Source organism: Geodermatophilus sp. SYSU D00879, assembly GCF_054050375.1.
The window spans coordinates 16,675-36,366 of sequence record NZ_JBJGZF010000001.1; the positions used below are offsets into that span (position 1 = coordinate 16,675).

A 19,692-nucleotide genomic window follows, 5' to 3' on the forward strand; every position below is an offset into this window, starting at 1 on the left:
GAAGGCTGGGCGCATGGAGACGACGGCATGAGGTACGTGCGCCTGGGCGCCACCGGACTGGAGGTCTCGCGGATCTGCCTCGGGATGATGAGCTTCGGCGAGCCCGACCGCGGGATGACGCCGTGGAGCCTGCCCGAGGACGAGGCGATGCCGCTGATCCGGAAGGCGCTCGAGGCCGGCGTCACCTTCCTCGACACCGCCAACGTCTACTCGGCCGGCTCCAGCGAGGAGATCACCGGGAAGGCGATCCGCGAGTTCACCACCCGCGACGACGTCGTCCTGGCCACCAAGGTGCACGGCCGGATGCGCCCGGGCCCCAACGGCGGCGGGCTGTCCCGGCTCGCGATCCTGCGCGAGCTCGAGGCGAGCCTGCGCCGGCTGCAGGTGGACCACGTCGACCTGTACCAGATCCACCGCTGGGACCCGGCCACGCCGGTCGAGGAGACGCTCGAGGCGCTCGACGCGTGCGTGCGCAGCGGCAAGGTCCGCTACCTGGGCGCGAGCAGCATGTGGGCCTGGCAGTTCGGCAAGGCGCTGCACCTGGCCGGCGAGCGCGGCTGGCACCGGTTCGTGTCGATGCAGGACCACTACAACCTGCTCAACCGAGAGGAGGAGCGGGAGATGCTCCCGCTGTGCGCCGACCAGGGCATCGGCGTCATCCCGTGGAGCCCGCTGGCCCGCGGCCGGCTGACCCGCGACTGGGACGAGACGACGCACCGCTCGGAGAACGACGCGTTCGGCGGCCGCCTCTACGACGAGGCCGGCGACCGCGCGATCGTCGAGCGGGTGGCCGAGGTGGCCCGCGAGCGCGGCGTCCCGCGGGCGCAGGTAGCGCTGGCCTGGCTGCTGTCCAGACCGGTGGTCACCGCGCCGATCGTCGGCGTCACGAGGGCCGCGCACCTCGACGACGCCGTCGCCGCCGTCGACCTGCGGCTCACCGACGAGGAGGTCGCCCGCCTGGAGGAGCCGTACCGCCCGCACGCCGTCGCCGGCTTCTGACCCGCCGGTACTCGCGCGGCACGAGCGCGCGCCGTCGAGTCCCTCCACGAACAGCGCGGCGCGCAGCAGCCGGTCGGTGGTCGTGCCGGGCGTGTCCCGGCGCCGGGCGCGGCGCGTCCAGGGACCGGGATCACGCCCGGGGCACCCGGCCGGGCCCGGGGAGCGCGGCGACGATGGGAGGGTGACCGCCGTCCGCCCGCTCCTCGGCCCGCCGGTCCCCCCGCTCCGGGCGCTGTGGCGGGCCGGCGGGCGCCGCGGGGTGACCGCCGCGGCCTGCCTGGTGCTGACGCTGGCCGCCGGGGTGGCGCTGGGCCGCCCGGACCTCGGCTCGGCGGCGGGCCTGGCGTCGTTCACCGCGGTCTACGGGCACGCGCTGCCCTACCGCCGGCGCGCGGGCGTGGTCGCCGTCGTCGGGGTGGTGCTGGTGGCGAGCAGCGCCGTCGGCGCGCTGGCCGGCGGGCACCCGGTCGCCCTGGTGCTCGCCTGCGCGGGGCTGGCCGCCGCGGCCGCCGCGGCGGGCGTCGTCCGGCGGGTCGGCCCGCCCGGACCGCTGGGCGTCGTCCTGGTGGCCGGCGGCTCCAGCGCGCTCGGCACCGCGCCGGGCGGGCTCGGCGCGCACGTCCTCGCCGCCGCGGCCGGCGCGGCGCTGGCCTGGGCCGGCTGCATGCTGCCCTGGCTGTGGGACCCGGCCGGCCCCGAGCGGCGCGCGCTGGAGGCGGCCGAGGCGGCGGTGGGCGGTCCCCCGGCGGGCGCGGCCCGGGCGGTGCGGCTGGCCGACGTCGCGGTCCGCGGTGGCAGCGCCCGGGGGGAGGGCCGGCTGCGCGCCCGCCTCGACGAGGTCGAGCGGCGGTTCCTCGCCGCGCTGCCCGCCGGGCCCCCGCCGGCCGCCGCCCCGCCCCTCGGCCCGGCGCCGTCGCGGTGGTGGCACGCCCCCGCGGCGGCGACCGCGCTGCGCCTGGGCGTCGGGTCGGCCGCCGCGGGCCTGGCCGCGGTCGCGCTGGGGCTGTCCAGCCCCTACTGGGCGGTGACGACGGCGGTCGCGGTGCAGCTGGGCACCGACGCCCGCGCCACCCGCACCCGCGGGCTGCAGCGCGCGGTCGGCACCGCCCTCGGCGTGCTCGTCGCGGGGCTGCTGGTCGCGCTGGACCCGCCGGTCGGCGTCGCGATCGCGCTGGCCGGGGTGCTGCAGCTGGCCGTCGAGCTGCTGATCGCCGCGCAGTACGTGCTCGCGGTCTCCTGCATCACCCCCCTGGCGCTGCTGCTGGTGCACCTGGGCAACCCGGCGCCGTCCGCCGGGCACCTGGTCGTCGAGCGGCTGGCCGAGACCGGCGTCGGCGTCGCCCTCGCCCTGGCGGTCGGGCTGTCGCTGCTCCCCCGGGCGTCGAGCCGGCGGCTGCCCGCGGCGGTGCGGGAGGTGACCGCCGCGGCGGCCGCGGGCGACGACCGCCGGCTGCACGCCGCGCTCGATCACCTGGCCGAGGTGTCGGCCGCCGCCCGGGCCGAGCTGCTGCCCACGCCGGCGCTCACCGCCCGGGTGCACGCCGCGCGGGTCGTGGCCGACCTCGGCTGGGGCCTGCTCGGCGCCCGCGCCCGCGGCGACGACGCCGTGGCCGCCGACCTCGGCCGCCGGCTCGCCGCGTCCTAGCCCGCCAGCCGGGGCGCGAGCTCCTCGAGGTCGTCGAGCACCAGCCCGGCACCGAGCGGGCCGAGGCCGAGGAACCAGCGGTCGTCGTCCACCGCGACCGTCCGGCCCTCCGCGACCGCGGGGATCGACTGCCACAGCGGCCCGGCGGTGACCTGGCCGGCCGCCGTCGCGCCGTCGGCCCCGTACGCGCCGTAGAACAGCAGGTCGCCGTCGGCCTGGGTCACCTGCTCGGGCGAGACCTCGACGAAGGTCTCCGCCGTCCGCTGCAGCTCCGGCCGGGCGAAGCCGACGTCGGCCAGCACCGCCCCGATGAACGAGCCCTCGCCGTAGAGCCGCACCGTCGTGCCGTCGAGGAAGCGGGCGACGCTGACCTCGGTCTGCGCCGGGTCGCCGTAGAGGCCGCCGACCTCCTCGGCCCGCGCGGCGAACCCGTCGAGCAGGTCCTGCGCCTGCTCCTCGCGGCCGAGCGCCTCGCCGGCGAGCAGCAGGTTCTCCTGCCAGCTCTCCCCGATCGCCTCGGCGAACACGGTGGGGGCGATCTGCGCGAGCTGGTCGTAGACGTCGGCGTGCCGCACGGAGTTGGACAGGATCAGGTCCGGCTGCAGCGCCGCGATCGCCTCCAGGTCTGGCTCGGCGATCGTGCCGACGGCGGCGATGTCGGCGGGGTCGACGCCGGCCTCCGTCACGAACCCGGGCAGCTCGTCGCTGACGTCGGTGCGGACCGCGCCCACCGGGGTGACGCCGAGGGCGAGGGTGGCGTCGAGCTCCCCGGTGTCGAGGACGACGACCCGCTCCGGGGTGCCGGCGACCTCCGTCTCCCCCATCGCGTGCTCGACCGTGCGCGTCTCCTCCGCGGGCGCCGCCTCGGCCACGGGGTCGGTGTCCCCGCACCCGGTCAGCAGCGCCGCCGCGAGCAGCCCGCCCGCCGTCGTCCCGGCGACCCGCCGGCCCGTCCGTCCCCAGAGCACCGTCGCCCTCCTCCCGGCACCGGACCACCCGGCGCCGGAAGTCAACTTAGGACAGCCTTCCCTCAGTCGAGCGGGCGGGTCAGCCTGTCCGCTCGACCAGGAAGACGGGGATGACCCGGTCGGTCTTCTGCTGGTACTCGGCGTACGGCGGGTAGGCGGCCACCGCGCGCTCCCACCACTCGGCCCGCTCCTCGCCGGCGATCTCGCGGGCGACGCCGTCCCAGGGCTCCGGGCCGTCCTGCACGGTCACCTGGTCGGGGTGCTTGCGCAGGTTGGCCACCCACGCCGGGTCCTTCGGCGCCCCGCCCTGGGAGCCGACCATCGCGTAGACACCGTCCTTCTCGACCCGCATGAGCGGCTGCTTGCGGACCTTCCCGGTCGACGCCCCGCGGGTCGTGAAGATCGCGACGGGCAGGCCGGTGTCGAGCAGCGTGTTGGCCTCGCGCCCGCCGGTCGCCTCGTAGCGCTCCACCTGGTCGCGGACCCACTGCTGCGGACTCGGCTCGTACTCACCCTCCAGCGGCATGCCCCGACCGTAGGTCGACCCGGCGGGTCCTGCCGCTCAGCGGGCGTCGACGGTGTGCGGGACGAAGAAGCTCAGGTTGTCGGTGATCAGCCCGTCGCTCTCGCGGATGCCCAGGCCCGCGGGCTCGCCGTCGACCACCCAGGCGCCGAGGACGGGGTGGTGCGGCCCGTCGACGCCGGCGAAGTCCGGCAGCGGCGCGAACTCCTGGACGACGAACCCCTCGGTGCCGTAGCGGCCGGGCATCGCGGTGACCACCTGCCCGCCGCGGACGACCTGCACGTTGGCCCCCTCGCGGCCCCACAGCGGCTTGCGCACGTAGTCCCGCCACGACGAGGGCATCTCGTCGGCGAAGTAGGCCGGCAGCAGGTACTGCCCGAGCACCGGGTCGCTGCCGAACAGCTGCCACAGCACCGGCAGCAGCGCCTTGGTGCTCCACAGCATCTTGTAGACCGGCTCGACCCACGTGGTGCCGCCCGGGCGGGCGGCGTCGGCGAGGACGGCCGCGCCGAACTCGTCGTCGACCAGCCACTCCCAGGGGTAGAGCTTGAAGACGACGTCGAGGTGGCGGCCGGCGGGGTCGTAGAAGCGGCCGTCACCGGAGTCCAGCGCGATGTCCTCCACCAGGACCTCGACCGCCTCGTAGCCGGCCTGGACGACGGTGTCCATGAGGTAGGCGACGGTCATCCGGTCCTCGCCGGAGGTCTCCGCGCTGGTCCACGCCAGGTGCACCCGCGGCCGCACCCCGGTGCGCCGCTCCCAGCGGGTCAGGTTGCGCTGCCAGGCGGCGACCAGCCGCTCGTGCAGCGCGTTCCACTGGTCGCGGCCCTGCCCGGTGAACAGGTGCCAGTTCCACTGGGTCACCGCCGCCTCGACCAGGCCGGTGGGGGTGTCGGCGTTGAACTCCAGCAGCTTGGGCGGTCCCTCGCCGTCGTAGCGCAGGTCGAAGCGGCCGTAGACGCTGGGCGGCTCGGCCTCCCACGAGGCGCGGATGCCGGAGCGGGCGATCAGCGGGATGCCCATCCGGTCGAACAGGTCGTGCTCGATGACGTGGTCGCCGGCGGCGACGCACATCTCGAACAGCTGGGCGACGGCGCCCTCGAGCCGCTCGACCTCCGCGGCGGTGAAGTCGTAGTACGGGCCCTCCCGCCAGTAGCTGCGGACCTCGCCGCCCGGCGTCGTCGTGCGGTTGTAGACCAGCCCCTGCGCCTCGACCTCGGCCTCCCAGCCGGGCCGGACGACGCCTGCCTCGACGCGCCGCACTCAGGAGCCCGCGCCGCCGCCGACGCCCGAGCCGATGCCGCCGGTCACCCGCTGGCCGGCGGACACCTTGCCGGTGGCGGGCAGCCCGTAGCGCTGGCGGGCCGCGGTGTCGGTGGGGTTGACGCGGGTGCCGCCGGCCGGCAGCACCGTGCCGACCGGCAGGCCCGGGCGGAAGGCGCCCAGGTACAGGAAGAACAGGCCACCGCCCCCGCGGTAGTCGTCGTCGCAGTAGTCCTCGTCGACGATCTCGCCGTCCTCGTTCGTGCAGTAGGCGACCTGCTCCTGCTCGTCGTCGGACCCGCAGCCGGCGAGGAAGCCGGTGGCCGCGGTGGCCAGCACCGTGGTGGTCAGGGCGCTGCGCACCCGGTTGCCGAACGCCATGGGCTCCTCCCCGTGTGATCGTCGGCCCGACCCTAGGCCCGACCTGCGGCGTCGGCGTCCCCGGGCGGCGCGGACGGTGCTGTTCCACTAGCGTCCCGGGACGACCCGCCGTCCCGGGAGGCGCGATGACCGCGAAGGAACCCGCCGAGGTCGCGAAGGTCGCCGCCGCGACCGGCGCCAAGAAGGTGCACCGCAGCTGGGACCGGGTGCTGGTGAGCGCTTTCCTCGCCGGCGCCTACATCTCCTTCGGCGCGCTCGTGGCGATCACCGTCTCCTCGGGCCTGTCCACCGAGACGTGGGGCACGCTGCCGACGCTGTTCATGGGCGCGGCGTTCACCCTCGGCCTGGTGCTCGTGCTGATCGCGGGCTCCGACCTCGCCACCGGCAACATGATGCTGGTCCCGCTGAGCGCGATGAACGGCAAGATCACCGGCGCCGACGTCCTCCGGAACCTGACGCTGGTGCTCCTCGGCAACCTGCTGGGCGCGCTGTTCGTCGCCTACTTCCTCGCCGTCTCCACCGGGGTGATCGGCGACCCGGACAGCACCGGCAGCGCGCAGCTGACCTTCACCCGGCTCGCGGAGATCGCCGACGGCAAGACCCACCACACCGCGTGGGAGACGTTCCTGCGGGGCGTCGGGTGCAACTGGCTGGTCTGCCTGGCGGTGTGGATGTCGCTGGCGTCGTCGAGCGTCTCGGGCAAGATCCTGGCGGTCTTCTTCCCCGTCATGGCGTTCGTGGCGATGGGCTTCGACCACGTCGTCGCCAACATGTTCTTCCTGCCGGCGGCGGTGTTCGCCGGCGTCGAGGGCGCGAACTGGGGCGACACCGTGACCAACTGGCTGCTGGCCGGCGCGGGCAACCTGGTCGGCGCGGTGCTCTTCGTCGGGACGTCGTACTGGTACCTGTTCCTGCGCGAGGACCGCGACGCCGCCCCGCGCACCGGCGCGGAGCCCGCCGAGCGCGCCTAACCCCGCGCCGCCCGGCCGGGTGAGGCTCCGGTCGCGGAGTGCGGGGGCCGGTGGCACGGTCGGACGACGGCCAGCCACCGGGAGGACTGCACAGGATGAGGTACAGGGAGGGCGGCGACCTCGACACGTCGTCGATCCAGGACCGGCGCGGACGCGGCGGGGGCCTGGGCGGGGGCCGGGGGCTCGCGGTCGGCGGCGGCGGGATCGGCCTCGTCGGGCTCCTGGTGATCGTGCTGTTCCAGGTCCTCGGCGGCGGCGGCAGCGCCGGGGCCGGGCTCGGCGCGCTGTCCGGCGGCCTCGGCGCGGGCGAGACGGCCGACAACAGCGCCCTCGAGCAGTCCTGCGACGACAGCGGCGACGCCAACACCTCCGTCGAGTGCGCCGTCGTCGCCGACGTCGACTCCATCCAGGACTACTGGTCGCAGGCGCTCGGCGCGGACTACGTCCCCACCGACACGGTGTTCTTCTCCGGTCAGGTGCAGACGCAGTGCGGCGGCGCCACCAGCGGGTCGGGGCCGTTCTACTGCCCGGCCGACCAGCTCGTGTACATCGACCTGACCTTCTTCGACACCCTGCGCAGCCAGTTCGGCGCCGAGGGCGGCGCCTTCCCCAACGCCTACGTGCTCGCCCACGAGTACGGCCACCACGTGCAGAACCTGCTCGGCGCCAACCGGCAGGTGACCCCGGGCGAGACCGGCCCGGCCAGCGGCACCGTGCGGCTGGAGCTGCAGGCCGACTGCTACGCCGGCGTGTGGGCCAACCACGCCGAGACGGTGCCCGACGAGTCCGGCGCCCCGCTCATCGCCGAGATCACCCAGGACGACGTCGACCGGGCGCTGGACACCGCCGGCCGCATCGGCGACGACTTCATCCAGGAGAACCTCGGCGGGGGCACCGTGGACCAGGACACCTTCACCCACGGCTCCTCCGAGCAGCGCCGGCGCTGGTTCCTCACCGGGTACGAGACCGGCGACCCGCGGCAGTGCGACACCTTCGCGACGGACGACCTGGGCTGAGCGCGTGACCTCGAACGACCCCGCCGACCACCTGCGGGTCGGCCGCGACGGCGCCGTCGCCGTCCTGACCATCGACCGCGCGGACAAGCGCAACGCGCTCACCGCCGGCATGTGGGCCGCGCTCCCCCGCGTGCTGGCCGGGCTGGCCGAGGACCCGTCCGTGCGGGTGCTCGTGCTCACCGGCGCCGGGACGAGCTTCTGCGCCGGCGCCGACATCTCCGACCTGCTCGGCGGGCCGGACACCGACGACCCCATGGCGCACCTGCGCCGCGACAACCTCGCCGCGCAGGCGGCGCTGCGGGACTTCCCGCGGCCGACGATCGCGATGATCCGCGGCCACTGCATCGGCGGTGGCGTCGAGCTCGCCACCTGCTGCGACCTGCGGTTCACCGACCCGACCGGCGTCTTCGGGGTCACCCCGGCGAAGGTCGGGATCGTCTACACGCCGACGTCGACCCGGCAGCTGGTGGAGCTCGTGGGCCCGGCGACGACCCGCTACCTCCTGTACTCCGGGGAGCTCATCGACGCCGAGTCCGCGCTGCGCACCGGCCTGGTCGACCGGCTGCTGCCCGCCGGCGACCTGGCCGGTGAGGTGCGCCGGTTCGCCGAGGTGCTGGCGAGCCGGTCGGCGCTCACCCAGCGCGCCGCCAAGGAGGTCACCGCCGCGCTGGCCGCGGGCGGCGACGGCGAGGAGGTGGCCCGCCGCTGGTACCGGGAGACCATCGCCGCCGGCGAGCTCGCCGAGGGCGTGGCCGCCTTCACCGAGCGGCGCACCCCGCGCTTCCCCTGGACCCCCGGCTAGGCGACGCCGAGGCCCTGCTCCTCCGCCTCGACGGCGGCGTTCCACTCGCGCTTCTCGGCCTGCCAGCGGTCCTCGGTGCTGCCCGCCCGCCAGTAGCCGGACACCGACAGCCGCTCGCGCGGGGCGCCGAGTCCGGTGCGCACGAACCGGCGCAGCTCGCGGACGGCGCCGGCCTCGCCGTGCACGAACACGTGCACGTCCCCCTCGGGCAGGTCCGCCGCGACGACGGCCGCGACCAGCGCGACCCCGGGGGCCGCGCCGCGGTGCACCCAGGTCACCCGCACGCCCGGGCCGACGGCGAGGTCCTGCTCCTCCTCGGGCCCGGCCACCTCGACGAACACCTCCGCCCGCGCCCCCGCCGGCAGCGCCTCCAGCGCGGCGGCGATCGCCGGCAGCGCGGTCTCGTCGCCGGCCATGAGGTGCCAGCCGGCGTCGGCGGCCGGGCTGTAGGCGCCGCCGGGGCCGAACAGCTGCAGCGTGTCGCCGGGGCGGGCGGCCCGCGCCCAGGGGCCGGCCACGCCCTGGTCGCCGTGGACGACGAAGTCGACGGTCAGCTCGCCGGCCGCGGCGTCCCAGGAGCGGACCGTGTAGGTGCGCGTGGCGGGCCACTGCTCGCGCGGCAGGCGGGCCTGCACGTCGTCGAGGTCGAACGGGGCCGCGTAGGGCGCACCGGCCGGCGGGAAGAGCAGCTTGACGTAGGAGTCGGTGTGCTCGGGCGCGAAGCCGGCCAGCCCCTCCCCGCCGAGGACGACGCGGACGACGTGCGGCGTCACGCGGCTGGTGCGCACGACGGTGCCCGTACGGGGCGTCCGCCTGCGGCGCGGGGACTGGTCGGCCATGAGCCCTCCTCGGATCAGGGAAGGCTCACCTTACCTGCGTCCCCCGGGAGCCCCGCCGCCGTTTCGGACCCGTGCGTCCGGGTAGCCCGTGGCCTGCGGGAACGGCGACGCCGCCGGGCACGGACGTCCGGTCCGGCCGGCTCCCGACCGCGTCTTCCCCACGGTCCACCGGGCCGGCGCCACTGGTCGCCGGCCCCGCTCCACCCGCATCCGCCCCGGCGACGGCCGTCGCCGGGATGTGTGTGAGTGATCCATTTCTGGGTAGCGCCAGCCTCGACCGAGATCCACTCAGGAGGAACGATGACCCACTCCATCGACGCCCCCCTCCCGCCGCCGCCCTCCTCGGGCGCCAGCGGCTACGGGGAGACGAGTACGACCTCGACCACCACCTCGGGCTCGCCGTCGACCACCGACGTCGCGAAGGACGAGGCCCGCAACGTCGGCCAGACCGCGAAGCAGGCCGGCTCCCAGGTCGCCTCGACCGCCGCGGACGAGGCCCGCAACGTCGTCGCCGAGACCAAGCAGCAGGCGCAGAGCCTGGTCGAGCAGGGCCGCACCCAGGCCCGCCAGCAGGTCGTGTCGCAGCAGCAGAAGGCCGGCCAGAGCCTGTCGAGCCTGGCCGAGCAGCTGCGCGGCATGGTCGACGGCAACGCCCCGGCCCCCGGCCCCGCCCGCGACCTGATCCAGCAGGGCGCCGGCAAGGTCCAGGAGTTCGCGGAGATGCTGCAGAACCGCGAGCCGGCCGACCTGCTCGAGGAGGTCCGTTCCTTCGCCCGCCGTCGGCCCGGCACCTTCCTGCTCGGCGCCGCCGTCGCCGGCGTCCTCGCCGGGCGGCTGACCAGCGGCGTCAAGGCCGCGCACAGCAACGGCTCCTCGTCCGGCTCGCAGCAGTTCGCCTCGACGCCGCCGTCCTACACCGCCGGCAACTACGTCGACCCGGCCCCGACCTACTCGGGCTACGAGTCGACCACCGGCTACGGGACGACCGGCGGCTACGAGACGACGACGGGCACCTACGGCGAGCACGCCGCCACCCCCGGCACCCCGGTGCCGCCCCCGCCGTACGGCACGGTCCCGCCGGCCGGCAGCGTGGTGCCGCCGTCGGCGCCCGCCGGGTGGGACGACCCGACCCGCCGCCCGGGCCAGGGGGTCTGACCATGAGCTCCCCCTACTCCGGCGCCACGCCGGTGGGCGGCCAGCAGGGCTACCCCCCGGAGCCGCCGCAGTCGAACTACGCCGTGACCCCCGGCTACGAGCAGGGCTACACCGGCCAGCAGGGCTACGCGGGCCAGCAGGAGTACCCGACCGAGTCCTACGGGGCGCACGCCGGCGAGCGCGGCACCCCGATGACCGAGGCCGGCCGGCCCGAGGTCTCCGGCACCTCCGTCGGTGAGCTCATCAGCGAGGTCACCACGGACCTCTCGGTGCTCATGCGCCAGGAGCTCGAGCTGGCCAAGGCCGAGCTCAAGGTCGAGGCCAAGAAGGCCGGGCAGGGCGCGGGCATGTTCGGCGCCGCGGGCTTCGCCGGCTACATGACGGTGCTGTTCCTCTCCTTCGCCCTGTGGTGGGCGCTGGAGAACGTGATGGACGCCGGCCTGGCCGCACTGATCGTGGCGGTCATCTGGGGCGTCATCGGGGCCGTCGCCTACGCCATGGGACGCAAGAAGTTCCGGCAGGTGAACCCGAAGCCCGAACGGACCGTGGACACCCTCCAGCAGGTCCCCGGCGCCCTCAAGCCCCACTGACCCTCGGCCCGCGACCCGAGCGGTCAGGCCACCACACCCCCTGGAGCAGACATGACCAGCAGCAGTGACCCGGACGTCATCCGGCGGCAGATCGAGGAGACGCGTCGCGAGCTGAGCTACGACGTCGACGCCCTCAACGAGAAGGTCAACCCCGCCCGCGTCATCGACCGGCGGATGTCCTCGGCGAAGGGCCGCTTCGCCAACGTCAAGGACAAGGTCATGGGCTCGGCCCACGACACCCGGTCCTCGGCGCGCGGCACCGCGCAGGACGCCCGCGGCATGGCGCAGCACGCCGTCGGCTCGGTGCAGGGCGCGGCGTCCAACGCGGCCGGCACCGTGCAGGGCGCGGCGTCGAGCGCGGCCGGCACCGTCCAGGACGCCGCCTCCCAGGCGGCGCACGCCGTCCAGCAGGCCCCCGACGCGGTGGTCCGCCAGACGCAGGGCAACCCCCTCGCGGCCGGGCTGATCGCCTTCGGCGTCGGCTGGCTGGTGTCGAGCCTGCTGCCCGCCACCGAGAAGGAGCGGCAGCTGGCCGAGCAGGCCGAGAACGCGGTCCGCGAGCACAAGGACGAGCTGCTCGCCCCGGCCAAGCAGGCGGCGCAGGAGGTCGGCGAGCAGCTCAAGCCGGCCGCCCAGCAGGCCGTCGAGGAGGTCAAGTCGACCGCGCAGGACGCGGCGCAGAACGTCAAGCAGGAGGGCCAGTCGGCCGCGCAGGACGTGCAGGGCCAGGCCCAGCAGTCCCGCGAGTCCGTGCAGAGCCAGGCCTCGTCGAGCTGATCCTCGCAGCTCAGCAGCGCCCCGCCGGGTCCCACCCGGCGGGGCGCTGTCGCGTCTCCCCTCGGCGGGTGACCCGGGCCGGCCCCGGCTGCAGCCGCGCCCGGCGGCGGTCGACGCTGCCGGTGTGACGGACGTCGAGGTCGCGGAGCTGCGCGCGCAGGTCGCCGCGCTGCGGGCCGAGCGGGCCACGCTGACCGCGCTGGTCGACGCCCGCGGCGAGGAGCTCGCCGTCGCCGCCCGCATGCTGCGCGCCCGCGCCGCCACGATGACCAGCGTGATCGACGCGATCACCGAGCAGTCGGTCGTGGGCACCGACCGCGACGGCGTCGTCCGCGTGTGGAACCCCGGCGCCGAGCGGTTGCTCGGGCTCCCCCGCGCCGACGTCGTCCGCCGGCGCCGGATCACCGACTTCCACGACCCCGCGGAGCTGGCCGGCCGCGGCCTGGACGCGCTGGTGTCCGTCGCCGCCGCCCGCGGCAGCGACGTCCGCGACTGGACCTGCGTGGCCGCCGACGGCACCCGGCGCACCGTCTCGGTGGCCGTCACGCCACGCGCCGACGACGACGGCGGCGCCGCCGGCTGGACCTTCGTCGGCACCGACATGACCGAGGTGCGCGCGGCGGAGCGGCTCAAGGACCAGTTCGTCGCCCTGGTCAGCCACGAGCTGCGCACCCCGCTGTCGTCGGTGCTCGGCTACCTGGAGCTGGTGCTCGACGACCCGACGCTGGGCGCCGGCCCCCGCCGCCACCTGGCCACCGTGCAGCGCAACGCCTCCCGCCTCGAGCGGCTGGTCGGCGACCTGCTGTTCACCGCGCAGGTGGAGGCCGGCCGATTCGCGCTCACCCCGGGCGAGGTCGACCTGGCCGCGCTCGTGCGCGCCGCCGGCGAGTCGGCGCAGGTCACCGCGGACACCGCCGGGGTGACGCTGGCGGTGACCGCGCCCGCGGCCGGGCCGGTCGTGCCCGGCGACGCGCTGCGGCTGGGCCAGGCGGTCGACAACCTGCTGTCCAACGCCGTGAAGTTCACCCCCCGCGGCGGGCGGGTGGAGCTGGGGCTGGGCACGGCGGACGGCGAGGTGTGCATCGAGGTCCGCGACACCGGCGTCGGCATCCCCGGCGCGGAGCGGGCGGGCCTGGGCACCCGCTTCACCCGCGCCACCAGCGCCGTGCGGGCCGGTGTCCCGGGCGTGGGGCTCGGCCTGTCGATCACGCACGCCATCGCGGCGGCGCACGGCGGGCGGCTGGAGCTCGCGAGCACCGAGGGCCGCGGCACCACCGCGACGCTGGTCCTGCCGCGCTGAGCACACCGGTCCCGCGGGGATCGCTCGGGGGTCCCGCGGACCGGCCGCGGGGCCGCTGGCAGGCTCCCCGCCGTGAGCACGCAGGACGGCGACACGGAGCGGACGACCCCGGGCCGCGGCAGCGAGCTGCCGGCCCGGCTGCTGGCCTTCCTCGCCGACTCCGCCGCGGCGCCCTCCGCCCCGGAGCTCCCCGCGGCCGACCCGGTCCTGGTGCGGCGGCTGCGCGCGCGGGCCACCTGCTGCGCCGGCACCCGGGTGCAGGAGCCCCGGCGGGGTCAGGCCACCAGCCGGTAGCCCACCCCGCGGACGGTGCGGATCTGCGCCGCCCGCAGCCCGGCAGCGGTCAGCTTGCGGCGCAGGTTGGACATGTGCGCCTCCACCAGGCGCAGGCTGCCGGCCCAGTCGGTGCGCCACACCTCGCGCAGCAGCGTCTCGCGCTGGAGCACCCGGCCCGGCCGCGACGCGAGCGCGGCCAGCAGGTCGAACTCGGTGCGGGTCAGGTCGACCACGACGCCGTCGACCCGCACCTCGCGGGTGTCCTCGTCGACCTCCAGGTCGGCCAGCCGGACGACGGCGTCGTCGGGCTCCGGCACGGCGACGACGCTGCGCGGGCGGCGCAGCATCGCCTGCACCCGCGCGACCAGCTCCCGCGGGGAGAACGGCTTGGCCATGTAGCCGTCGGCACCGACGGCGAGGCCGACGAGCAGGTCGACCTCCTCGGCGCGGGCGGTGAGCATGAGGACGTAGCAGCCGCTCTCCGCGCGCAGCTGCCGGCACACCTCGGTGCCGTCGCCGTCGGGCAGCCCGAGGTCGAGGACGACGAGGTCGGGCGCCGACCGGCGCACCTCCGCCAGGCACTCCGCGCCCGAGCCGACGGCGCGGACGTCGAGCCCGGCCCGCTGCAGCACCGTGACCACCAGCTCGCGGATCTCCTCGGTGTCCTCGACGACGAGCACCGACTGCGCGCCCACCGCACCTCCCCGGCCCGCGGGCGGCGGTCCCGCCCGTCTCCTGGAGGGCATCGGCGCCCGGCGCCGCGGCGTGCAGCCGGGCGAGGGTCGGCCTCCCCCTCGCGAGGGGCCCGTCTGGGACGAAGGCGCTCGGACGAAGGCGCTCAGACGAAGGCGCTCAGCCCGGTCAGCGCCCGCCCGACGATCAGGCTGTTGATCTCCCGCGTGCCCTCGTAGGAGTAGAGGGCCTCGGCGTCGGCGAAGTACCGCACGACGTCGTTCTCCAGCAGGATCCCGTTGCCGCCGAACAGCTCGCGGGCCAGGGCCACCGTCTCGCGGGCGCGGCCGGTGACGAACGCCTTGGCCAGCGCCGCCTGCTCGTCCTTGAACACGCCCTCCTCCTGCAGCTGCGACACCCGCACCGCCATGCCCAGGCTCGCGGTCACGTTGCCGGCCATCCGGGCGAGCAGGTCCTGGATGAGCTGGAAGCCGCCGATCGGGCGGCCGAACTGCTCCCGCTCCCTGGCGTAGGCGACCGCCGCCTCGAAGGCGCCCATCTGGCAGCCGACCGCCGACCACGCGACGCCGCCGCGGGTCAGCTTGAGCACCCGGTTGACGTCCTTGAAGGAGTTGCCGTGCTCGAGCTTGTTCTCGGCGGGCACGCGGCAGCCGTCGAAGACGATGTCGGCGTTCTGCACGGTGCGCAGGGCGTACTTGCCCTCCATCTTCGTGGGCGTGAACCCGGGCGTGCCCTTCTCGACGACGAAGGTCTTCACCGCGTCGTCGGCGACGTCGCGGGCGAAGACCACGACGACGTCGGCGATGGTGCCGTTGCCGATCCACCGCTTGGCGCCGTCGATGACCCACCCGTCGCCGTCGCGGCGGGCGGTGGTCTCCAGCCCGCGAGCGACGTCGGAGCCGCCGTGCGGCTCGGTGAGCGCGAACGCGCCGATCTTCTCCAGCGCGACCATGTCCGGCACCCACCGCGCGCGCTGCTCGTCGGAGCCCAGCAGCACGATCGAGCCCATCGACAGGCCGTTGTGCACGCCGAGGAACGTGGCCATCGACGGGTCGACCCGCGCGGCCTCCAGCGCGATGAACCCGGTGAACAGCCGCGAGGCGCGCGGCCGGTGCTCCAGGTCGTAGCTGCGCCCGACCATGCCCTCCTCGGCGAACCGCGGCACCAGGTCCATCGGGAACTCCGACGCCGCCCAGGCGTCGTTGACCCGCGGCTTGACCTCCTCGGCCAGGAAGCGCCGGATGCCCGCCAGCTCCTTGCGCTCGTCGTCGTCCAGCAGCGTCTCGTAGCCGTAGAGGTCGCCGGGCAGCTCGTCGGTCATCGCAGGGTCCTCCGGTCGGTGGGTGCCCCTCCCCTACCCGGCACGGCGCAGCTCGATCACGGCCGTCGGGAACGGGACCGTGGCCGCCTCCGCCGTCGCGGTCACCGCGAGCCCGCGCTCCCCCGCCGGCCCCGCCGCGGCCGCCCGCACCCGGTCTCGGTCGTCCGGGCGCATCACCGAGAACCCGAGGACCACGTGCCCGCCCGGGTCCAGCACCCGCGCGACGACGTCCCACTCCGGCGCCGGGGCCGTCCAGAACGCCCGGACGTCGACGGCGACGACGGCGTCGAAGCGCTCGCCGGCGAGGTCGGCGTCGAGCAGCGGCGCCGCGACCACCCGCACCCGGCCGGCGTCGACCGCCGCCCGGTTGCGGCGGGCGGCCGCGGCGGCCATCCGCGCCGACCGGTCCACCGCGACCACCCGCCCGCCGCCGACCGCTGCCGCGAGCTCCGTGACCAGCACGCCTGCGCCGCAGCCGACCTCCAGCACCCGCTCCCCCGGCGCGGCCGCGACCACGCCGGCGACGAACGCCAGCCGGTCGGAGGCGGCGCGGGCGGTCACCCGTGCACCTCAGACGTGGGCCTGGCCGGTGGAGGCGCTGGTGCCGCCGTCGACGGCCAGCACCGCGCCGGTGACGTACCGCGCGCCCTCGGAGGCGAGGAACAGCACCGACGGCGCGATGTCCTCGGGCTCCCCCGGGCGGCCCAGCGCGATGCGGTTGCGGAAGGGCGCCAGCGACTCCTCGTCGCGGGGGGCGTCGGCGTTCAGCTCGGTGAACGTGAAGGCCGGTGCGACGGCGTTGAGCCGCACGCCGCGCGGGCCCCAGTCCAGCGCCAGCGACCGCACGAAGTTGGTCACCGCGGCCTTGGTGGCGTTGTAGCCGGCCTGCCCCCAGTCCCCGCGCAGCCCGGACACCGAGGAGACGGCGACCAGGTTGCCGCCCGACTCCGCCAGGCGCGGCAGCGCGGCCTTGGCGAGGTGGAAGAACGCGTCGACGTTGGTGGCGCGCATCCGCTCCCACGCGTCGTCGGCGAGGTCGGTGACCTCCCCGCTCTCGTAGCCGGCGGCGTTGCTGACCACCACGTCGAGCCGGCCGAACCGGTCGACGACGTCGGCGACCAGCCGCCGCACCTGGGCCGGGTCGGAGACGTCCGCGGGCAGCGCCGCCCCGCGCCCGGCGGGCACGCCCTCGAGGGCGGACTCCAGCCGCTCCCGCCGGCGGCCGGTGATCGCGACGGTGGCGCCGGCGTCGAGGAAGGCCCGGGTGATCGCCAGGCCGATGCCGGTCCCACCGCCGGTGACGAGGACGACGGAACCGGTGAAGTCGAAGGTCGTGGTGGCCATGCCCTGCTCCTCCCCCGCCGCGCCCGGCCGGAACCGCCGCTCAGGCCAGCGCGGCGGTGAGGGCCGCCACCAGCCGGGCGACCTCGCCCGGGTCCGGCGCGTGGTCGGGGTTGACCTCGGTGAGGCACAGGCCGGCGAAGCCGTCCTCGGCGCACAGCCGGCGCAGCACCGCGGCGACGGCGTCGAGCGGCAGCCCCCGCCCGTGGTCCGGCACGTCGGCCAGCGGCAGGTCGAGGAACTCGACGACGTCGACGTCGAGGTGCACGAGGAAGCCGTCGGGCCCGTCGACCGCCGCGGCGGCCTCCGCGGCGGCGCCGTCGGGGTCGGCCGCCACCACGCCGGCCGGGACGGCGGCGAGGCCGATCCGGCGCACCGTCGTCGCGTCCGGCTCGGCGTCCCGAACGCCCACCGCCACGACGTCGTCCACCGCGAGCAGCGGCCGGACCGGGCCGACCGCGAGCAGGTCGGGGTCGCACCCGGGCAGGGCCAGCACGTGGGCCAGCGCCATCGAGTCCGCGACGCCGGTCGGGTCGTCGGCCGGCGTGCGCAGGTCGACGCCGCCGTCGACGTACACCAGCCCCGGGGAGCGGCCGGCCGCGCGGGCGCCGGCGACCAGCCCGACCGTCGTCGTGCACTCGCCGCCGACCACGACCGGCAGCCGGCCGGCCCGCAGCGTCGCGGCCACCGCGTCCCGCACCGCGGCCAGGCCGCCGGCCACGCGGGCGGCGTCGCGCACCCGCCCCGCCGGGGCCGGGCCGGCGGCCCACCGGACCGGCGGGAACAGCTCCCGGACGGCGACCTCCCGCGCCCGCCCGAGCTCCTCCGCCAGGCCCGCCGCGGCCAGGGCCGCCCAGGCGCGCTCCTGCCCGGGCCAGTGCGCCGCGGCGCTGGACGGGGCGGCCAGCAGGTCGAGCGGGCGGCGCGGGCTCATGCCGGTGTCCTACCGCCGGGTGCCGACAGGGGCGCCGGTTTGACACCGTGACATCGATCGGTGTCACATGGGGGACGTGTCCGGCACGAGCGTCCTGGCGACCGACGGGTTGAGCCTGATCGCCACCGCCGGGTTCTTCGTGCCGGCGGCGGTCCTCGTCGCGGTCGTCGTCGCCGCCGTGGTGCGCGACCGGCGGCTGGCCGCCCGCGAGCGCGACGGGCTCGACGGTTCCCACGAGCGCATCGACGAGCCGTCGGCCGGCCGGCCCCCTCGCGGGCCGGGCGGGCCGGTGCCAGGCTGACCTCCGCACACCTCCGGCGGCGAGTGGCGGGAGTCGCCTTGTCGAGGACACGGATGCCGGCGGCGGGACTCACCGACCGGCTCGACGGGGTCGTGGACCGGGACGAGTACCTGCGCGTGGTCGCGGAGAGCCTGGCGGACCTCCTGGGCGCCGACTTCGTCGGCCGCGTCGCGCTCGACCTGGGCAGCCGGTCGGCCGAGGTGGAGCGTCACCCGCGGGGCGGGCGGCCCGCCGGCGACCTGGCGCGGCAGCTGCTGGACCTCGCCGACGGGCACCCGGTGGTGCGCAGCTACCGCGCCGACCGGTCCCGCGGCCTCCCCGCCCCGCGGCGGCTGAGCGACGTGGCGACGCGGGCGGAGCTGCTGCGGTCCCCGGCCTACGTGGAGATGCTCCGGCCGGGCGGCGCCGAGCACCAGATGACGATCGTGACCGCGCGCCGGACTGCCGGCGGCAGCCGGGTCTGGACGGTCAACCGCCGCGGGGCCGACTTCACCGACGCGGAGCTGGCGTCGGCCCGCGCCGTGCAGCCGGTCCTGGCGCTGCTGGACCGGACCGTCGGCGCGGCGACGGCGGCACCGGAGGGCGCCGCGGCGGACGGGCGGCCGGGGCTCACCGCCCGCGAGGTCGAGGTGCTGGGCCACGTCGGCGCCGGACTGACCTCCGACGCCGTCGCGCGGTTGCTGGGGATCAGCGACCGCACGGTGCGCAAGCACCTGGAGAACGCCTACCGGAAGCTGGACCGCCACGACCGCCTGCTGGCCGTCGACCGGGCGCGCGAGCTGGGCATCCTGCCGGAGCCCCGGCGCCGGGCCGGCTGACGGGCGCCCCGGCTCAGTCCTCGGCGAGCGCGCCCAGCTCGGCCTCGACCGCAGCGCCGACCGCGGCGGCCATCTCCGTGCGGAAGCTCGCCAGCAGCGCCTGCGCGGCGGCCGGCTGCAGCCGGTCGACCACGGCCCGCACCCGGTCGAGCTGGTCCGGCGGCGAGCCCTCCGCGAACAGCGCGCGCCACCCGGTCTCGACGAACATGCCGACGTAGGTGGCCGCGATCTCCCGCACCAACTCGATGACCCGGGCCTGGGCGGCGATGAGCGCCGACGGCGGCACGCCGAGCTGGACGACCTGCAGGCCCGCGGTCAGCAGCGGCGGGTCGTTGACCCGCAGCCGGCCGTCGTCGAGCCGCTCGACCAGGCCGAGCCGGACCATCTCGTCGACGGTGGCCGGGTCCACCGGCACGCCCGCCCGGGCGGCGAGCTCCTCGGCGGTGGTCTCCTCCGGCTCCGGCGGCAGCCAGGGCGCGAGCAGGGCGCGGTGCAGCGCGAGGGCGGCCGAGCCGCCGACCGCGGGGGCGGTGGCCAGCGTCCGTTCGATGACGGCGAGCGAGTAGCCCTCGGCGAGCATCTCGCGCACCAGCAGCAGCCGGGCGACGTGCTCGGGGCCGTAGTAGCCGGTGCGCCCCACCAGCCGGGGCGGGGGGAGCAATCCGCGGGCCGCGTACGCCCGCACGTTGCGCACGGTGATGCCCACCCGCGCGGCGAGCTCGTCGACCGTCAGCTCCCGCTCCCGGTCGCCCTCGGCAGCCCGTTCCTCAGCCTCCATC

At 76.4% G+C, this 19,692-nt stretch carries 23 protein-coding genes; 12 read left to right on the forward strand and 11 right to left on the reverse strand.

Annotated features, from left to right (window positions below; genetic code table 11):
* The first annotated feature begins 27 nt into the window (after positions 1-27).
* Positions 28-999, forward strand: a complete 972-nt coding sequence (locus ACI79B_RS00090) for an aldo/keto reductase (protein ID WP_456926053.1) — start codon at positions 28-30, stop codon at positions 997-999.
* Between the two features lie 181 nt (positions 1,000-1,180).
* The gene (locus ACI79B_RS00095) at positions 1,181-2,644 is read left to right on the forward strand and encodes an FUSC family protein (RefSeq protein WP_456926054.1); all 1,464 of its coding nucleotides are present in this window, start codon (positions 1,181-1,183) and stop codon (positions 2,642-2,644) included.
* Here ACI79B_RS00095 and ACI79B_RS00100 read toward each other — a convergent pair.
* The 4 genes from ACI79B_RS00100 to ACI79B_RS00115 form a co-directional block, all read right to left on the reverse strand.
* On the reverse strand, positions 2,641-3,612 hold the full coding sequence (locus ACI79B_RS00100; RefSeq protein WP_456926055.1) for an ABC transporter substrate-binding protein: 972 nt from the start codon (positions 3,610-3,612) through the stop codon (positions 2,641-2,643). The genes ACI79B_RS00095 and ACI79B_RS00100 overlap by 4 nt on opposite strands.
* 79 nt (positions 3,613-3,691) lie before the next feature.
* On the reverse strand, positions 3,692-4,138 hold the full coding sequence (locus tag ACI79B_RS00105; protein ID WP_456926056.1) for a nitroreductase family deazaflavin-dependent oxidoreductase: 447 nt from the start codon (positions 4,136-4,138) through the stop codon (positions 3,692-3,694).
* A 36-nt stretch (positions 4,139-4,174) separates the two neighbouring features.
* Positions 4,175-5,398: a glutathionylspermidine synthase family protein gene (locus tag ACI79B_RS00110; RefSeq protein ID WP_456926057.1), complete on the reverse strand. Its 1,224-nt coding sequence runs from the start codon at positions 5,396-5,398 to the stop codon at positions 4,175-4,177.
* Positions 5,399-5,779 (reverse strand): hypothetical protein, encoded by a 381-nt coding sequence (locus ACI79B_RS00115; protein ID WP_456926058.1) that lies wholly within the window; start codon positions 5,777-5,779, stop codon positions 5,399-5,401.
* A 125-nt stretch (positions 5,780-5,904) separates the two neighbouring features.
* Here ACI79B_RS00115 and ACI79B_RS00120 point away from each other — a divergent pair, with 125 nt between their 5' ends.
* The 3 genes from ACI79B_RS00120 (at position 5,905) to ACI79B_RS00130 (ending at position 8,568) form a co-directional block, all read left to right on the forward strand.
* Positions 5,905-6,750, forward strand: a complete 846-nt coding sequence (locus ACI79B_RS00120) for a formate/nitrite transporter family protein (RefSeq protein WP_456926059.1) — start codon at positions 5,905-5,907, stop codon at positions 6,748-6,750.
* Positions 6,751-6,845: 95 nt separating this feature from the next.
* The gene (gene ypfJ / locus ACI79B_RS00125; protein WP_456926060.1) at positions 6,846-7,766 is read left to right on the forward strand and encodes a KPN_02809 family neutral zinc metallopeptidase; all 921 of its coding nucleotides are present in this window, start codon (positions 6,846-6,848) and stop codon (positions 7,764-7,766) included.
* A gap of 4 nt (positions 7,767-7,770) precedes the next feature.
* Positions 7,771-8,568, forward strand: coding sequence for an enoyl-CoA hydratase/isomerase family protein (locus ACI79B_RS00130; protein WP_456926061.1), 798 nt, complete (start codon positions 7,771-7,773; stop codon positions 8,566-8,568).
* Here the strand turns inward: ACI79B_RS00130 and ACI79B_RS00135 are convergent.
* Positions 8,565-9,407 carry a siderophore-interacting protein gene (locus ACI79B_RS00135; protein WP_456926062.1) on the reverse strand — a complete coding sequence of 281 codons (843 nt, stop codon included), beginning with the start codon at positions 9,405-9,407 and terminating at the stop codon, positions 8,565-8,567. The two genes, ACI79B_RS00130 and ACI79B_RS00135, sit on opposite strands and share 4 nt — an antisense overlap.
* Before the next feature lie 300 nt (positions 9,408-9,707).
* Here ACI79B_RS00135 and ACI79B_RS00140 point away from each other — a divergent pair, with 300 nt between their 5' ends.
* The 5 genes from ACI79B_RS00140 (at position 9,708) to ACI79B_RS00160 (ending at position 13,523) form a co-directional block, all read left to right on the forward strand.
* Complete coding sequence (locus ACI79B_RS00140; protein WP_456926063.1) at positions 9,708-10,562, forward strand: hypothetical protein; 855 nt, start codon at positions 9,708-9,710, stop codon at positions 10,560-10,562.
* Between the two features lie 2 nt (positions 10,563-10,564).
* Positions 10,565-11,152: a phage holin family protein gene (locus tag ACI79B_RS00145; protein ID WP_456926064.1), complete on the forward strand. Its 588-nt coding sequence runs from the start codon at positions 10,565-10,567 to the stop codon at positions 11,150-11,152.
* 51 nt (positions 11,153-11,203) lie between these two features.
* Positions 11,204-11,929, forward strand: coding sequence for a DUF3618 domain-containing protein (locus tag ACI79B_RS00150; protein WP_456926065.1), 726 nt, complete (start codon positions 11,204-11,206; stop codon positions 11,927-11,929).
* 124 nt (positions 11,930-12,053) lie between these two features.
* Positions 12,054-13,229, forward strand: a complete 1,176-nt coding sequence (locus ACI79B_RS00155; protein WP_456926066.1) for a sensor histidine kinase — start codon at positions 12,054-12,056, stop codon at positions 13,227-13,229.
* Between the two features lie 72 nt (positions 13,230-13,301).
* On the forward strand, positions 13,302-13,523 hold the full coding sequence (locus ACI79B_RS00160; RefSeq protein ID WP_456926067.1) for a hypothetical protein: 222 nt from the start codon (positions 13,302-13,304) through the stop codon (positions 13,521-13,523).
* Here ACI79B_RS00160 and ACI79B_RS00165 read toward each other — a convergent pair.
* The 5 genes from ACI79B_RS00165 to ACI79B_RS00185 form a co-directional block, all read right to left on the reverse strand.
* Positions 13,505-14,200 (reverse strand): response regulator, encoded by a 696-nt coding sequence (locus ACI79B_RS00165; protein ID WP_456926068.1) that lies wholly within the window; start codon positions 14,198-14,200, stop codon positions 13,505-13,507. The genes ACI79B_RS00160 and ACI79B_RS00165 overlap by 19 nt on opposite strands.
* A 143-nt stretch (positions 14,201-14,343) precedes the next feature.
* A complete protein-coding gene (locus ACI79B_RS00170) occupies positions 14,344-15,519 on the reverse strand; it encodes an acyl-CoA dehydrogenase family protein (RefSeq protein WP_456926069.1) in 1,176 nt (391 codons plus the stop codon).
* 33 nt (positions 15,520-15,552) lie between these two features.
* Positions 15,553-16,080 (reverse strand): methyltransferase domain-containing protein, encoded by a 528-nt coding sequence (locus tag ACI79B_RS00175; protein WP_456926070.1) that lies wholly within the window; start codon positions 16,078-16,080, stop codon positions 15,553-15,555.
* 9 nt (positions 16,081-16,089) lie between these two features.
* Positions 16,090-16,863, reverse strand: coding sequence for an SDR family NAD(P)-dependent oxidoreductase (locus ACI79B_RS00180; RefSeq protein WP_456926071.1), 774 nt, complete (start codon positions 16,861-16,863; stop codon positions 16,090-16,092).
* A gap of 40 nt (positions 16,864-16,903) precedes the next feature.
* Positions 16,904-17,794 (reverse strand): arginase family protein, encoded by an 891-nt coding sequence (locus ACI79B_RS00185; RefSeq protein ID WP_456926072.1) that lies wholly within the window; start codon positions 17,792-17,794, stop codon positions 16,904-16,906.
* A 76-nt stretch (positions 17,795-17,870) separates the two neighbouring features.
* On the opposite strand from ACI79B_RS00185, the gene ACI79B_RS00190 reads away from it, so the two are divergent.
* Positions 17,871-18,095 (forward strand): hypothetical protein, encoded by a 225-nt coding sequence (locus tag ACI79B_RS00190; RefSeq protein WP_456926073.1) that lies wholly within the window; start codon positions 17,871-17,873, stop codon positions 18,093-18,095.
* Between the two features lie 53 nt (positions 18,096-18,148).
* A complete protein-coding gene (locus tag ACI79B_RS00195) occupies positions 18,149-18,913 on the forward strand; it encodes a response regulator transcription factor (RefSeq protein ID WP_456926074.1) in 765 nt (254 codons plus the stop codon).
* Positions 18,914-18,926: 13 nt separating this feature from the next.
* On the opposite strand, the gene ACI79B_RS00200 is transcribed toward ACI79B_RS00195, so the two are convergent.
* On the reverse strand, positions 18,927-19,691 hold the full coding sequence (locus ACI79B_RS00200) for a MerR family transcriptional regulator (RefSeq protein WP_456926075.1): 765 nt from the start codon (positions 19,689-19,691) through the stop codon (positions 18,927-18,929).
* Position 19,692: the final 1 nt, after the last annotated feature.